Annotated in this window: 17 protein-coding genes and 1 tRNA gene; 6 read left to right on the top strand and 12 right to left on the bottom strand. The window is 45.7% G+C overall.

What is annotated here, in order from left to right; all coding sequences use genetic code 11:
• Positions 1 to 338: 338 nt before the first annotated feature.
• On the bottom strand, positions 339 to 1814 hold the full coding sequence (locus EWV84_RS01115) for a leucyl aminopeptidase (RefSeq protein ID WP_287075854.1): 1476 nt from the start codon (positions 1812 to 1814) through the stop codon (positions 339 to 341).
• 543 nt (positions 1815 to 2357) lie between these two features.
• Between EWV84_RS01115 and EWV84_RS01110 the strand changes: the two genes are divergently transcribed.
• Positions 2358 to 2597 (top strand): hypothetical protein, encoded by a 240-nt coding sequence (locus tag EWV84_RS01110; protein WP_147073265.1) that lies wholly within the window; start codon positions 2358 to 2360, stop codon positions 2595 to 2597.
• 84 nt (positions 2598 to 2681) lie between these two features.
• Here the strand turns inward: EWV84_RS01110 and EWV84_RS01105 are convergent, their stop codons facing one another.
• From EWV84_RS01105 to EWV84_RS01065, 9 genes are all read right to left on the bottom strand, one after another.
• A complete protein-coding gene (locus EWV84_RS01105) occupies positions 2682 to 4091 on the bottom strand; it encodes an NAD(P)(+) transhydrogenase (Re/Si-specific) subunit beta (RefSeq protein WP_286827408.1) in 1410 nt (469 codons plus the stop codon).
• Positions 4088 to 4384, bottom strand: coding sequence for an NAD(P) transhydrogenase subunit alpha part 2 (locus EWV84_RS01100; RefSeq protein WP_002733247.1), 297 nt, complete (start codon positions 4382 to 4384; stop codon positions 4088 to 4090). Before EWV84_RS01100 ends, EWV84_RS01105 begins: the two co-directional genes overlap by 4 nt.
• A 179-nt stretch (positions 4385 to 4563) precedes the next feature.
• Entirely contained in the window at positions 4564 to 5712 is a 1149-nt protein-coding gene (locus tag EWV84_RS01095; RefSeq protein ID WP_287075849.1) for a Re/Si-specific NAD(P)(+) transhydrogenase subunit alpha, read from the bottom strand.
• 355 nt (positions 5713 to 6067) lie between these two features.
• Entirely contained in the window at positions 6068 to 6352 is a 285-nt protein-coding gene (locus tag EWV84_RS01090; RefSeq protein WP_287075847.1) for a PspA/IM30 family protein, read from the bottom strand.
• Positions 6353 to 6486: 134 nt separating this feature from the next.
• Positions 6487 to 7098 (bottom strand): PspA/IM30 family protein, encoded by a 612-nt coding sequence (locus tag EWV84_RS01085; RefSeq protein ID WP_287075844.1) that lies wholly within the window; start codon positions 7096 to 7098, stop codon positions 6487 to 6489.
• A 106-nt stretch (positions 7099 to 7204) separates the two neighbouring features.
• The gene (locus tag EWV84_RS01080; protein ID WP_287075842.1) at positions 7205 to 7978 is read right to left on the bottom strand and encodes a PspA/IM30 family protein; all 774 of its coding nucleotides are present in this window, start codon (positions 7976 to 7978) and stop codon (positions 7205 to 7207) included.
• 118 nt (positions 7979 to 8096) lie between these two features.
• Entirely contained in the window at positions 8097 to 8225 is a 129-nt protein-coding gene (locus EWV84_RS01075) for a hypothetical protein (protein ID WP_287075841.1), read from the bottom strand.
• A complete protein-coding gene (locus EWV84_RS01070; RefSeq protein WP_287075839.1) occupies positions 8218 to 8874 on the bottom strand; it encodes a PspA/IM30 family protein in 657 nt (218 codons plus the stop codon). The genes EWV84_RS01075 and EWV84_RS01070 overlap by 8 nt, the downstream gene beginning before the upstream one ends.
• Positions 8875 to 8896: 22 nt before the next feature.
• Positions 8897 to 9787, bottom strand: a complete 891-nt coding sequence (locus EWV84_RS01065; RefSeq protein ID WP_287075834.1) for a hypothetical protein — start codon at positions 9785 to 9787, stop codon at positions 8897 to 8899.
• A gap of 89 nt (positions 9788 to 9876) precedes the next feature.
• Between EWV84_RS01065 and EWV84_RS01060 the strand changes: the two genes are divergently transcribed.
• The 3 genes from EWV84_RS01060 (at position 9877) to EWV84_RS01050 (ending at position 12332) form a co-directional block, all read left to right on the top strand.
• Positions 9877 to 10437, top strand: coding sequence for a DciA family protein (locus tag EWV84_RS01060; protein ID WP_287075830.1), 561 nt, complete (start codon positions 9877 to 9879; stop codon positions 10435 to 10437).
• A gap of 376 nt (positions 10438 to 10813) precedes the next feature.
• Positions 10814 to 11089: a hypothetical protein gene (locus tag EWV84_RS01055; RefSeq protein WP_002785575.1), complete on the top strand. Its 276-nt coding sequence runs from the start codon at positions 10814 to 10816 to the stop codon at positions 11087 to 11089.
• 244 nt (positions 11090 to 11333) lie between these two features.
• Positions 11334 to 12332, top strand: a complete 999-nt coding sequence (locus tag EWV84_RS01050) for a Gfo/Idh/MocA family protein (RefSeq protein WP_287075827.1) — start codon at positions 11334 to 11336, stop codon at positions 12330 to 12332.
• 6 nt (positions 12333 to 12338) lie between these two features.
• Here EWV84_RS01050 and EWV84_RS01045 read toward each other — a convergent pair whose 3' ends face one another.
• Both EWV84_RS01045 and lgt read right to left on the bottom strand, forming a co-directional pair.
• Positions 12339 to 13289: a branched-chain amino acid ABC transporter permease gene (locus tag EWV84_RS01045; RefSeq protein ID WP_286826984.1), complete on the bottom strand. Its 951-nt coding sequence runs from the start codon at positions 13287 to 13289 to the stop codon at positions 12339 to 12341.
• Positions 13290 to 13301: 12 nt separating this feature from the next.
• Positions 13302 to 14153 carry a prolipoprotein diacylglyceryl transferase gene (gene lgt / locus EWV84_RS01040; RefSeq protein ID WP_287075825.1) on the bottom strand — a complete coding sequence of 284 codons (852 nt, stop codon included), beginning with the start codon at positions 14151 to 14153 and terminating at the stop codon, positions 13302 to 13304.
• A gap of 73 nt (positions 14154 to 14226) precedes the next feature.
• Here lgt and EWV84_RS01035 point away from each other — a divergent pair.
• A tRNA-Leu gene (locus EWV84_RS01035) sits at positions 14227 to 14307 on the top strand.
• A 166-nt stretch (positions 14308 to 14473) separates the two neighbouring features.
• A partial coding sequence (locus EWV84_RS01030) for a recombinase family protein (protein WP_287075823.1) occupies positions 14474 to 14766 on the top strand: 293 nt, incomplete at its 3' end.

Below are 14766 nucleotides of genomic sequence, written 5' to 3'. Positions count from 1 at the left end.
AATAAAGCTTATTAAAAGAATAAGTTATGGATTTACCAATTTTGAACATCTTCGACTTAAGCTGTTTGCTTGCTTTAATTCATAACAAAAATTAACACACGAAAACCAGAAGAGCCAAAAAATACGTCGAGAACCAAAACTCCCCAAAAGTGGAAAGGCTACTGCGTTAGTTTCATTCTGGTCGCGATTCATCTCCCGTTAACCGCTACGCAGTTTAACGGGAGTCCTCTCGCGACCTTGAGATAGGGGTGAGGGGTGGGGCAGATTTTTCAGGGATCGGTAAACAGTAAACAGTGAAAATACTCCTCACCTAATACCGCTTACCGATCACCGATAACTTAATTATTGGCCATTACCCAATTAACTAGAGTGCGGACGGGAAAACCGGTGGCCCCGGAATTATTAACGCCATTTTCTTTATCGGACCAGACCGGTCCTGCGATATCTAGGTGGAGCCAGGGAGTATTATTAATGAATTGCTTCAAAAATAAAGCGGCTGTAATGGAACCGCCGGGGCGCGGGCCGGTGTTTTTCATATCGGCAATTTGAGACTTCATCCCCTCGAAATATTTTTCTTCTAGGGGCATTGGCCAGAATTTTTCGCCGGCTAATTTAGCGGCCTCTTGGAGTTGAACAGTGAGACTCTCATCGCTACTCCATAAACCGGCGATATCGTCCCCCAAAGCGATGACACAGGCCCCGGTTAAAGTGGCTAGATCCACGATCGCATCCACCTCTAATTTTTCCGCAAAAACCAAGCCATCGGCTAGGGTTAATCGTCCCTCGGCATCGGTGTTATTGACTTCAATAGTTTTGCCATTAGAAGCGGTTAAAATGTCCCCGGGGTGCATAGCGCGACCACTAATCATATTTTCTGTAGCCGGACAGATAAAGTGTACTTCCACTTCTGGCTGTAATTGGGCGATCGCCTTGGCTGCGCCTAGGGTAGCGGCACCACCCCCCATATCCATTTTCATGGTTTCGATGCCACTGCCGGCCCCTTTAATATTCAAACCGCCGGAATCAAAGGTTAAACTTTTGCCGACGATTGCTAGTTTACGTTTCGGGGTTCCTTGGGGTTTATAGATTAAATGAAGGAATTTCGGGGGAATATCCGAGGCTTTGGCTACTCCTAAGAAGGCTCCCATGCCCAAGCTTTCGCATTCTTCCTGTTCCAGAATTTTGAGACTTAATCCGTATTCGGCGGCAATTTGCTCGGCGGTGGCTGCCATGGTCAGGGGGGTGACGGTGTTAGCGGGAGCATTGACTAATTCTCTGGCCAGAATCACTCCAGAACAGATTTGCTCGGCTTTGGCGATCGCCGATGATTGTTCTCCTAAACCCAATAACTCGACGGTTTCTAATTTGGCTCCTTTTTCCTCTTTAGTGGACTTGAAGCGGTTATCCTGATGAGTGGCCAGCAGCAGCCCTTCCGTGATTGCTCCCGCAGTGGCGAACTGATCGGCAACTACCGGTAAACTGATGGCCAGAGCTTGGCTTTTTTGTTGTTTGGCCAGACGAGCGATCGCAGCAGCCGCTAGACGCAGGGTTTGCAGGCCGAAATCAGTAGTTTTTCCCAATCCCACCAGGATTAATTTGCGAATCGGACCTCCACCACCTAGACGAGTCGCCGCACTGCTGCCTAATTTTCCCTCGAATTCCGTCTCGGAGATGAGATCCTCTAGGGTTCCCCCTAGTTTATCGTTCAATTCTGCCAATTCTCCTGCAATCTCGATGGCTCCTTCTGGTAAACCTAGGGCTAAAGTATCTCCTGTCCAAGTAAGGAGCGAGGTGTCAGTCGATCGAATATCCATTCTTTATCTCGATAATTCTTTGCAAAATGCTTCTATTAATCACTATACTGTAAGCTCTATCAGTTATCATCGATCATCTATTCAGGCCTACTGGCTCCCTGTCAAGAATCAAGGTCTAGCCAAAATCATTATCTAAAAATGTCGGGTTCAAGACCCTCTCTTTTCAAATCACTAGATAAATAGTTAGCGGTTGGCAAGCTAGGAAATCGAACCTAGAAATTGTCGATGTGATCGTGTACTACAGAGTTTCTCTCGCCATTAAGATAACTGCTATAATGTATTCGCTAACTCTAAGTGGTCGAGCAAAATTAAAGTTAACCGTGAGGCAAGGGAATAACCCAGAGGCAATAGTCAAGGCTCTCAGCTTTATTAATGTTTCTTGATACAAATGTATTTGTTGAGAGGGTTTCCGAGGAAATATGAAGTGTAAACTGATTAGGCATTGTTCCTGATTCCTGATCCTGACTGGGGATAACTGCCATGGGTTCTACTACTTAGAAAAAAATTATCAAGTTTGTATTGATCGCTCAAGGAGAAATTTTTATGGAAATATCTCGTCCTAATCAAGCAGAATTAACCGCAGAAGAACAACAGGAACTAGAAAAGTTGCGAGCTATTATCGAACAGGCTAGTGTTGATGGCGTGATCACTCAAGGGGAAAGGGAAAGAATCGCCCTAGCTATGAGGTCTGATGGTAAAGTGACCCTAGAAGAATTAGAGTTAGTCAGAACTTTAATTACCGAAAAAGTCACCAAAGGGGAATTAGTTCTTGATTATCTTTAAGTAGTCGCACAAAATTAAATTCACACTCTGGAAAATCGGATAAAAAAAAAGACGGGGTGAAAACCCCGTCCTATTTGCTAAGAATTATGACAAATCCTTGACTTGTGATACTAATTGTGCTACCACATCTTGAGCGCTACCAAAGAGCATAAAAGTTTTGGGATTGTAGAATAATTCGTTTTCTACCCCGGCAAAACCCGATCGCATACTCCGCTTAATCACGATCGTGTGCTGTGCCTTATCCACGTCGAGAATCGGCATTCCATAAATCGGACTAGCCTTATCGTGACGGGCAGCGGGATTAACCACATCATTCGCCCCAATAATTAACGCCACATCGACGCGCTCAAACTCAGGATTAATATCATCCATATCGTAGAGTTGGGGATAGGGAACATTAGCTTCGGCCAGTAATACATTCATGTGACCGGGCATTCTTCCCGCCACGGGGTGAATAGCATATTTAACCTCAACGCCATTTTTTTCCAACTGTTCAGCCAATTCTCGCACCGCGTGTTGTGCTTGGGCCACCGCCATGCCGTAACCTGGTACAATCACCACAGAACGCGCATAACCGAGCATCATTGCCCCTTCTTCTGAATCGATGGCATGAACCGATTTATCAAGGCTAGAAGTGGCGCTCGCTTTGCCCCCGGCACTAGCACCTGTACCAAATGCCCCAAATAGTACACTAGCCAGCGATCGATTCATGGCTTTACACATGATCTGAGTCAGGATAATCCCCGACGCACCCACCAAAGCACCGGCGATGATCAGCATACTATTCATCAGGATAAAACCGACTACACTAGCGGCAATCCCCGAAAAAGAGTTTAAGAGGGAGATAACCACGGGCATATCGCCGCCGCCGATGGGAAGCACGAATAAAGCCCCAAAAATTAGGGAAAGTACCACCAAGGTCAGGAAAACATCGATCGAGGTGGGATCAAAAAAGAGATAGACACTACCCCCTAAAAAGGTGAGTAGCAAGAGAATGTTAAAGGGTTGTTGGAAAGGAAAAGTTACGGGCGCACCAGTGATTAATTCCTGTAATTTGGCAAAAGCGAGGACACTACCGGTAAAAGTGACACCACCGATCAATACACCCAAAATAGCGATCAGTATCGAGTCAAAGGCAATATTTTCACCACTTTGCAGTAAACGCCAGTATTCGCCAATGGCAATTAAAGCACTAGCCGCGCCGCCTAAACCGTTAAAAATCCCCACCATTTGGGGCATAGCTGTCATCGGGACTTTTTGCGCCGAAACTAAGCCGATAATCGAGCCAATCACCAGCGCCACGGCGATTAAACCATAGCTGAGGATTTCTTGATTGATTAAGGTGGCAATAATGGCGATTAGCATCCCGATGGCGGCCAGAAAATTGCCTTGACGGGCGGTAGCGGGGGAAGATAATTGTTTAAGACCGATGATAAATAAGATGGCGGCGAGTAGATAGGATAACTCGATCCCTGTGGTAAGGGCATTATTCATGATTTAGCCTCTTTTTTCTTGAACATTTGCAGCATTCGATCGGTAACGACAAAACCACCGACCACGTTAACCATCGCCAAAATAACGGCAATTAACCCTAAAATTACGGTTAATTCGTGCCAATCCGTGCCTCCGGCGATGAGGAGCGCACCAACAACGGCGATACCGGAAATTGCATTCGCTCCCGACATCAGGGGTGTATGGAGAGTGGGAGGAACTTTATTGATCACCTCGAAACCGACAAAGGAAGCGAGGACAAATACCACTAAAGCGGTTAAAAGTTGGGCAGTCATTGGTTAAGTAAAAAGGGGATGGGGGATAGGGGATGGGGGATAGGGGATAGGGGATAGGGGATGGGGGATGGGGGCTAGGGGATGGGGGATGGGGGATGGGGGATGGGGGATGGGGGATGGGGGATAGGGGTTAGGGGATGGGGGATAGGGGATAGGGGATGGGGAGAAAAAGCTGATAGCTAAAAAGCCGATAACTGTTCACTGAGGGCGGATTTAATGCGTTGGTTGCGGATTTCGCCGGCGTGGGTGACACAGGCGCTATCAATGATGTCATCGGCAAAATCGAGGTTTAAACTGCCGTCTTTGCTGACTAGAAGTTGTAGCAGCATTTGCAGGTTTTTGGCGTACATCTGGCTGGCATTGGTGGCCACTGTGGCAGGAAGATTAACGGCTCCGACGATTTTGACCCCATTAACGATGATTTCTCGTCCCGGTTGGGTGTAGGCGCAATTTCCGCCCTGTTCCGCCGCTAAATCAACGATTACCGACCCCGGTTTCATGGTGGCGATCATTTCTTTGGTGACTAGCAGCGGGGCCTGTTTCCCCGGTACTTGGGCGGTGGTAATCACCACATCGGCTCGCTTAATTGGTTCCGTTAGGGCTTGACAAATGCGCTCCTGTGTGCTAAGAGAAACCTCTTTGGCGTAACCGTTATCGGCGACGGTATCTTCTTCTAGGGGCATTTCAATAAATTTCGCCCCGACACTCTGCACTTCTTCTTTGACTTGGGGACGAATATCAAAAGCCTCCACCACTGCCCCCAAACGGCGGGCGGTAGCGCAAGCTTGCAATCCAGCAACTCCTGCCCCCAATACCAGCACTTTGGCCGGGGCGATCGTACCGGCGGCGGTAGTCATCATCGGGAACATTTTCGGCAGCCCAACGGCGGCGAGGAGTACTGCTTTGTAACCGGCGAGGTTAGCCTGAGAGGAGAGGGCATCCATGCTCTGGGCGCGACTACTGCGGGGAATTAATTCCATGCTCAAAGCTGTAATCCCGCGCTCGGCTAATTTGGCAATGCGCCGGGGCTGACGCAGGGGATCGAGAAAGCCGATGAGGATACCTCCACTTTTCAGGCGATCGATCTCGCTATCGCTAGGAGGGGCGACTTTGAGAATAATATCGGCAGTTTCATAGATATATTCGCTGTTTTCGCTCAGGGCGGCTCCCACGGCACTATAGGCACTATCGGCAAAGTTAGCGCTAATTCCCGCCGTATTTTGGACAATTACCTCAAATCCCGCCTTGACTAAACGGGCGACGGTATCTGGCACTAGCGCCACCCGCGCCTCGCCTTGGTCACTTTCTTTGATTATGCCGATTTTCATGGCTGGGTTTCTCCTTAATAAGTCCTTCTCTTGTCCTATGCTGTTAGGGTAAGGGTTTCGTTAAATGCGATCGATCCCTTGGGATAATTTCGAGTCAAAATTGCTTTTCACTTCCATCCTAGCTATCCTCACCTTTCTGGCTCTTTTTCGGGGTAAATCTTAGGATTATCTTCAGAATTAAAGGGTTTTGAGCGGCATTGCTTGGGAATTTTTACCTAGTGATGAGGTACAAGTTTTTCGTTTTATGGAATTCCGAAACGGTTAACAGTAGCCGGTCTTCGGTCGTAGATACCCGATTAGGTTATACTTCATGTTGATGATAAAGGCTGTAATAGGTCTCGACAATCTCAAAGTTTTACAGTTCTTTTAACTTCGATCGCAATTCCTCTAATTCTGCATCTACTGCTGAATCCCTGACGGTGTTTGCTGGAGGTAAATCGCGTTGATTAGAAGTTGTACCGGGTAATACTCCCCCAGACATTTGTGCTTTTAGCAGTGCTAATTCATCATCCACATCGCTCAATTCACCGTAAGCTTGACTAGGGGCTTCTAACTCGATAAATTTTGCTTCCATGCGCTCAAAAGCTGAACGGTAAATACTATTGTTCCCATTCTTAAAAATAGTTAAGTTTTTTTGCAAATTATCGACTTGAGTTTTAATTTGTTCGATCTGACTTTTGATGATATTGGCGATATTAATATGATTCTCTTTTTGTCTAAAAGCTTCTCTAACAAGGGAATAATCTACTTTAGATATAGTGTAAAGCTTGTATACTAAGGCTTTGAGTTTTTGTTAGATTGATATTTATCAACTTTAGAGCATTGCTGGGCAGAGAGGGAGCTTGAGGAATTTTCTACAGTGTAAGTTCGGAAGAACCCTAATTTAGCTCTCCTGTCCCATTTTAAAATTTCAGCTAGTTCTTCATTATATTGTTGTTCGGCTCTTTTTTGTAAAGTGATTATTTCAGTAATGTCTAATCTTGGTAATTTCTTTTCGATTTCTATCCCGTCCAATTCGCCATAAATTGGTCTAACTTTTTCCTCTAGGGACTCAAAAGCTGCTAGGTTAATTCTAGTATCTATACTGTCGAGAGTTTGTTCGTTAAGTTTTCTTTCTAAAATTGGCAATTTTTCTTTCAGTTTATCAACTTGGATATTCAGGTTTTCCAGTTGATTTTTAATAATATTTGCGGTATTAATGTGATTTTTTTTATGTCTAAGAGCTTCTTTTGCCAGAAAATCATCACCTTTATCTAGAGAGAGTTTAACTCTTTTTTCCCATTTTAAAACCTCAGCTTGTGCTTGGCTGTACTGTTGTTCGGCTCTTTTTTGTAAGGCAATTACTTCGATAATTGAGGAACGTAAATTAGATAAATCATCCTGCATAATAGTAATTGTTAATTATGACTAGCAATTAATATTTCCTATCTCAACAACAAAACTAATAAATAGAGACGTACCATAGATGATACGTCTCGATGCGCTCAAAGTTTTACAGTTCTTTTAACTTCGATCGCAATTCCTCTAATTCTGCATCCACTGCCGAATCCCTGACGGTGGTTGCTTGGGGTAAAGTGGGTTGACTAGAAGCTGTACCGGGTAATGCTCCCCCGGACATTTGTGCTTTTAGCAGTGCCAATTCATCATCCACATCGCTACCGGATTCTAGTGCAGCGAATTGATTTTCGATGCCGATGCCACCCAATTCACCGTAAGCTTGACTACGGGCCTCTATCTGCACAACTTTTTCTTCCATGCGCTCAAAAGCGGACATGGAACTACTGGTATCGATACTGCCGAGGGTTTTTTGGAGTTCTTCGTTAGCTTTTGCGGCTCTGGAGCGAGCTACTAACATATTTTTCTTGGTTTTTGCCTCAGAAATCTTACTTTCGAGCGCGATCAAGTTTTTTCTCAGACTATCTACCTGTACCGTTTGCTGATCCAGTTGATTTTTGAGAATGGCGGCGGTTTCCGTGAAATCTTTCTTGCGTTTAAGAGCTTCCCGGGCGAGAGTTTCATCCCCTTTAGAAAGGGCTAATTTGGCTCTTTGTTCCCATTTAACCGCTTCTGACTGGTCTTTGCTGTATTTTTGTTCTGTTTGTCGTTGTTCGGCGATCGCTCTAGCGACCGCTTGACGTACCTGTACTAGATCCTCTTGCATATCACTGACAGCTTGCTCCAGCATTTTTTCTGGATCTTCAGCCTTGCTCACCATATCATTGAGGTTAGCTCGGACAACTCGGCTAAGGCGATCGAATAAACCCATGACGCTCTTGTTCCTCTCGGTGTGTACTAAATCAGTTAACTGTTCTTAAAATTTCCCATGTTGCCTAACGGCTTATTCTTTAATATAAACCACGAGAGCTAGGTTAGGGGATAGGGTATTAGGGTATTGGGGTATTGGGGTATTGGGGTTTTAGTTGAAATTTTCCCATCTTGCCCGCAACGCACAGGAATTGTTCTCCCATCTCCCATCTCCCATCTCCCCACTTCCCACTTCCCACATTACCCATCCAAGTTTTCTTGTTTTAACTTGAGTAATTCGGCTTCAATTTGTTTTTGTCCCTCCAAATCTTGGAATTGTCGCTCTAAGGGGTCTTTATACCCGATTAAATCGGCTTGGGATTCGGCTTCTAAGACTTTTGCTTCTAATTTCTCGAAAATAGTCCCCATCTGACTGCTGTTCAAACTGCCCATAATTTCTTGGGCTTTTTGACTGGCACTCGCCGATCGCAATCTGGCCACATAAAGGCTTTTCTGTGCTTTCATCTCAGCATATTTGCGTTCAATTGTCAAGAGTTCTTTCTTTAACTTTTGTATAATAGCCGTTTGTTGTTGCAGGGAGGTTTGTAGGGGGGCGATCTGACTTTGATAGGTTTGCCATTGGCTGAGAGCTTGGCGGGCGAGTTCCTCGTTACCGTGATTTAGGGCTAATTGGGCGCGTTCGTGCCAAGTTTGGGCTGCTTTTTCCTGTTGTTGTCGTTGGCGCTCGGTGCGTTTCTGGGTAGCGACGGCTGCCGCCAGGGCTTGTCGCATTTGCATCAATTCCCCTTCCATCTCCAAGATCGCCTTTTCCAGTAGTTTTTCTGGATCTTGATTTTCCTGAATCAGACTATTGACTTGGGCGCGAATTGCTTGGCCCATGCGCTCAAACAAACCCATTGCCGTCCTCCCGATAGAAACCCTAATAGTTTACCGAAGTGCCGCTCCTATCAATAATGATAGAACTAGGGACGGGGGACTGGGAGGGGTCGGCTGTTTCTGAAGGTGCCGGACTACTGGGAGAAGGGGATGCTTGTAATTCTGGCGGTAACTGTTTCATTAACTCCGTGGCATCCTGTCGGTTTTGATTAGCCAGACGACGGGCTTTTTCCCGTTGAAAAAAGGGTAAATTAGCTGGTGATTCTTCTCTTTGACGCAATTCCTCCAACATTCGTTCGTTAATGATCGCGGTCGAGGGGGCAGGGGTGACTTGGGGTGGTGGTGGCGGTGGTGCGGAAACTAGGGAAGATACTGGCGGGGTACTGGGGGAAGTGGGGGCGACGGGTAAAGATTGCTTGATCTTACTGACGGGTAATTGATGGGCCGGCATTGGGGACGGTGGCGGATTTGGCGGTAAGAGGGCATTAGTCGGATTTATAGCGGTGGGGGGACTCTGAACCACTGGTGGGGCGGTAATATTAGTTATCGGGCTGGTTTTAAGGGGAGGAGCGGCAATATTAACGATCGGACTGGTTTGAGGAGTTTTCTGTACTGGACGAGCGATCGCTATCAATCGATCGAGGTGGCGGGAGTTATTTTGGCGCTGCTCGAGGGGGGAATTCTCAGCTTTCCTCGGGTTGGGGGTAGTATTGGTTAGCCATTGATTGAGACTGAGGAGACTATTAGCAATTAAAAAGATCACCATTGCCTGGATACCCCAAGGGGTAAAAAAGACATCTTTAGCTTGGGGATAGACGTTAATGACAGCAGCTTCTAGGTATTCTGGTTCCCGAGCGGGATCGATGGCTGAACTGGGTTGATGGACGATCGAGAGAGGGGAATCTTGGGGGGATGGGGAGCGATCGGATTTCATGGCGGATATCTAAGGATATTAAAGGTTATGCTGAAAAGTTAGGGGGTTTTTTCGTCCTAGTCTAACGTGGTATTCCCTAGATTTTCCCTATGTCTTTACATTCTCTTGACAAAATTTTGGCGGTTATTACTCAACAGGCGGGTTGGGAAGAATATCGCCACTATGATCAAGTGCTGCAATTGTGGCCAAAAATTATTAATCCCCGTCTGCTTGAGCAAACCCGGCCTTTTTCCCTGAGTCGCGGGGTTTTATCGGTGGCTACCAGTAGCGCCGCTTTAGCACAGGAATTGTCTTTACAACGCTATAGCTTATTAAAACGGCTTAATAGTCAGTTAGAGACTCCCTTGAGCGATATCCGCTTTTCTGCTGCCCGTTGGCAGCAGGATAGTCAGTTAATTCCGCTAGAAGCGATCGCACCTAATTCCCTCAGAGATCATCCTAGCTATGTCACCCCGGAGAAACCGCCAGAAAATCCCCAGCAACCGGACATTTTAGAGACTTGGAGCCAGAAAATACGTCATAGAACCCGATCCTGGCCAATTTGCCCTCGTTGTCAGTCTCCCACTCCCTCCGGAGAGCTTGAGCGTTGGCAATGTTGTGCTTTTTGTTTTGCCCAGTCGGGCGGGGTAAAAGATTCAATTTTTTTATAGTATTGTGGAAAGAGTGGTTTTGAGTCAGGAATCAATTGGCCGATCTTTTCTGTCTTAATTGAACCTGTATTCATCAATTCTATCGAGCTAAGGCTTGATCCCCGTTCTGTTATTGCTGATACTAGACCCAATAACCTCGGCCACAACTGAGTTGAAATCTTCAGTTTTGAGACAGTGCTGCTTTTTGCAAAGTAACTATTAAAAGATTCTAAAAATAAAATTTTTTTTGGGGATCACTAAAAACTATATGGCATATCAGTTCTAGCTGTGGTAGTCAGGAAAATACCCTTGGCACAGGGTAGGACAATATTACACAGAGCGAAAAGAGAGTCATCCCTTGAGTTCCTTATAATCATCTTCCTTTTAAAGCCAAACCATGCAAGCCGCAAACTTTCTTACCTCTTCCTGTCGATACTGCCGATACTATCAAACCCAAGGTCGGCGCGGTGGCACTTGTCAACAACTAGATGTTCCCGTCGAAGCTCATTGGAAAGCCTGCGCTCTAGCGATGCCTCCTTTTAGCACTGAATGGCAACAACTCAATCGGGTGGTTAGTTTAGAACAGTCTCTAGAATTAACCTGTGCAGTGTCGCCAACTCCCGTGGTGGTTTCCCCTCGTCGTCATGCTCCCCGACAACCGATCGCGGTTTAGAAGATCTGGGGCCTAAACAGGAGCAAAAAATTGGCGTTGCCCATTCAAAATTTGAATTCACCCTCCCACATCTTTTAGAGTGCTATTTTTGAGATAATAGATAGGTTAATTGCCAAGATAAAGCTGGAAAAGGCGAGAGGCAGTCGGCAGGAGTCAGGAGTCAGGAGATTATTTTTATTTATTCTCCCCCGCACCCCACACCCCACACCCCACACCCCACTTCCCGATAATTAATGTCGCCAGAATGCCCCCGATGACTTCTAATCATCCCCTGAAAATTGGTATAGTTGGGACGGGGTTCGCCGCTCAACGTCGCGCTGAAAGCTTGCAAGCGGATGATCGCGCCCAGCTTTTGTATGTTAGCGGTAATAGTGCCGAATCGATCGCTAATTTCTCGCAAAAATACCAAATTTCTGCCCTAGATTCGGCAGTAAGCCTGGCCAGCCATCCCGATGTCGATCTGATTGTCGTTGCCAACGTTAATCAGGCCCATGCCTCGATCGCCCGTACTGCCTTAAAATCCGGTAAGCACGTTATCGTCGAGTATCCCCTGGCTTTCCACCCGGCAGCGGCAGCAGAATTAATCACCTTAGCCGAAACCGAGAACAAATTACTGCACGTCGAACATATTGAACTTTTGGGGGGACTGCATCAAACCCAACAGCAGTATTTAGCCACCCTCGGCAATATCCACCTAGCCCGTTATACCACGATCGCCCCCGGCAGACCGGCACCCCGGCGCTGGACATTTCATCGGGATTTATTCGGTTTTCCTTTGATCGCTGCCCTTTCTCGTATCCATCGCTTGACTAATTTATTTGGGGAAGTGGAGTCCGTATCCTGTCATTGTCGTTATTGGAATGCCCCGGAATCCGATTATTTTCTGGCCTGTTTGTGTGAGGCGCAGTTATTATTTAAAAATGGCTTAATTGCCGAAGTTACCTACGGCAAAGGGGAAGTTTTTTGGCAGAATGAGCGAACTTTCACTATTCATGGCGAGGGGGGTAGCTTAATTTTTGAAGGGGAAACAGGGCAGTTAATTAATAGTGAAGGTAGCCAAGCTTTAGAAGCGGAAACCCGTCGCGGTCTTTTTGCCAAAGATACCGCCATGGTACTAGATTATCTGTTCGATCGGGTTCCTCTCTATGTTACTCCCCAAGCCAGTCTTTATGCCCTAGAAGTGGCCTATGCTGCCTATCAATCTTCCTTGTCGGGAAAAACAGTTTTTCTCTCGGCCAATTAAACCGACTTAGACTTTTTGAATTAACTTTCTGCCTAGTAAACCCTGGGGACGAACTAACAACATAATAAAGAGAATAGCAAAAGCGATCGCCTCTCGATAACCAGAATATTCTGCCGGAACAAAAGCTTCGGCAATACCCAATAATAAACCACCGATGACCGCTCCGGGGATACTTCCCAATCCCCCTAAAACGATCACTCCTAAACCTTTTAATCCGAAAGCAATACCGAAATAGGGACCGGCGATACTAACACTAGAACCGACTAAAGTTCCTGCTAAACCTGCCAAGGCACCACTAATAAAAAAGGTAATCACGATAAATTTTTCGGGATTGATCCCCAACAAACTGGCAGTGGTGACATCTTCAGCTACCGCTTGTAAAGCTTTGCCCATTTTGGTAAAATTAACCCAATAAGTCAGTAAAGCTACCATCACTGCTGAAACCAGAAAAATAATCATCTGAATTGTGCGAATTGCCACGGGGCGAGCGGCTGTACCAAAATTAATTGCGGGGGGAAGATTGCCATAAATCCCATCGGGAAAAGTATAAATTTCTGCCCCGAATAAGTATTGAATGACATTGACAATCACCAAGGCTGCCCCTAGGCTAGAAACCAGAGTTAAGAGAGAATCGGAACCCCGTACCCGGAGGGGTTTAAAGGCCAATCTTTCCAGAAGAACCGAGGTGAAACCTGAAAGGATACAGCCTAGCAAAAGTGCCAAAAAAAAGGGTAAGGAAAAGGGTAATTTGGCATTAGCCAATAAACCATTAAAACCGAAAACTCCCCCCGCTAGAGCGTAGGTAAAATAGGCACCGAGGGTAAAAATTGCGCCATGGGCAAAATTGATAATCCCTAAAATGGAAAAAATCAAAGTGTAACCGAGGGCAAAAATAGCATAGACACTACCGATCGATAAACCGTTTAAAACCTGTTGAAAAATCGTTACTAGATCCATTGTCAGGGTTAGCTAGGGTGACTTTTGATTATAACTGACGGTCGCCACCACATCTGGTAAAGGACGCTGCAGTTTATATAACCAGAATAAACCGAAAATACCGATAGCGATCGCCACTAAACTAATTATTTGCGCCATTTTCAGAGGCCCAAACATTAAACTATCGGTGCGTAGCCCCTCGATCCAGAATCTACCTAGACTGTAGGCGATAAAATAGACTAGGGTAAGGGTGCCAATTTTTAATTTACTAGGGGATTTTAAACCCCAGAAAAATAGATAGATGAGTAGGGCAAAAACTCCCAGATTCCAGAGAGATTCGTAGAGAAAAGTGGGGTGAAAATAATCGACGGCGATATATTCTAAAGGACGACTAGCGGGAGGAATAAACAACTTCCAAGGTAAATTAGTCGGACTGCCAAAAGCTTCCGAATTAAAAAAGTTACCCCAACGTCCAATCGCTTGACCGAGAATAACTGAAGGTGCCACCAGATCGAGTAATTGCCAAAGAGAAACCCGATTAACGCGGGCAAAGATTAGGGCTGCCAGCAAACCCCCGATAATTGCCCCGTGAATAGCGATACCTCCCTTCCAAATGGCGATAATATCAGCAGGATTTTGCGCGTATTCTTGCCACTGAAAGAGAACATAGTACAGACGGGCTGCAGGTATAGCCCCCACTACTAACCAAATGGCCAAATCAGCGATTAAATCCGGATCGATCGCTCTTTTTTGGGCGAGGTACTGGGAGAGGGTGACACCCAATAATACCGCCATAGCGATGAGAAATCCATACCAGCGCACCGAAATTGGTCCGATCTCCCAGAGGACGGGGCCGGGAGACTGAAAGACAAAACCTAAGAGCATAAAATTATTAAGAATAAAAAATTTTATCTTTCCTATAGTATCTTATGCTATGATGAAATACGGTGACATATTTGCGGATGTGGCGGAATTGGTAGACGCGCTAGATTTAGGTTCTAGTGTCTTTGATGTGTGGGTTCGAGTCCCTCCATCCGCATTAACCCTGGGGTCGATGAAGTGTAACCTAATTTGGTATTGACGACTGACGACCCAAAAGGAAAACTTGTTAATTTCCATTTTTGAGACTCCGATTCGGGAAATTGGTATTGTAAAGTTTCAATACAAATATAGTCAGATATAGTCAGGCATGGTAATATATAGACATGAAACTATCAGACTATGCAAAAAAAGCAGGAATAAGTTATCGAACGGCTTGGAGATGGTGGAAACAAGGGAATTTAACAGGTTATCAATTGCCTTCTGGTACAATTATCATAACGGATGACAACCATTCAAAACCCGACTTGATAGCTTGCATTTATGCAAGAGTTTCCAGTGCCGAAAATAAAGACAATCTAGATAGACAAGCTGACCGATTAAAAGATTATGCTGTTGCCAGAGGCTACAAAATCTACAAAGTTGTCAAAGAAGTAGGCAGTGGATTAGACGATAATCG

Origin of the sequence: Microcystis sp. M_QC_C_20170808_M3Col, from assembly GCF_007095505.1 — a bacterium.
GTDB lineage: Bacteria > Cyanobacteriota > Cyanobacteriia > Cyanobacteriales > Microcystaceae > Microcystis.
Note: the sequence above shows the minus strand (reverse complement) of the source record. Positions and strands in the feature narration are given on the sequence as shown.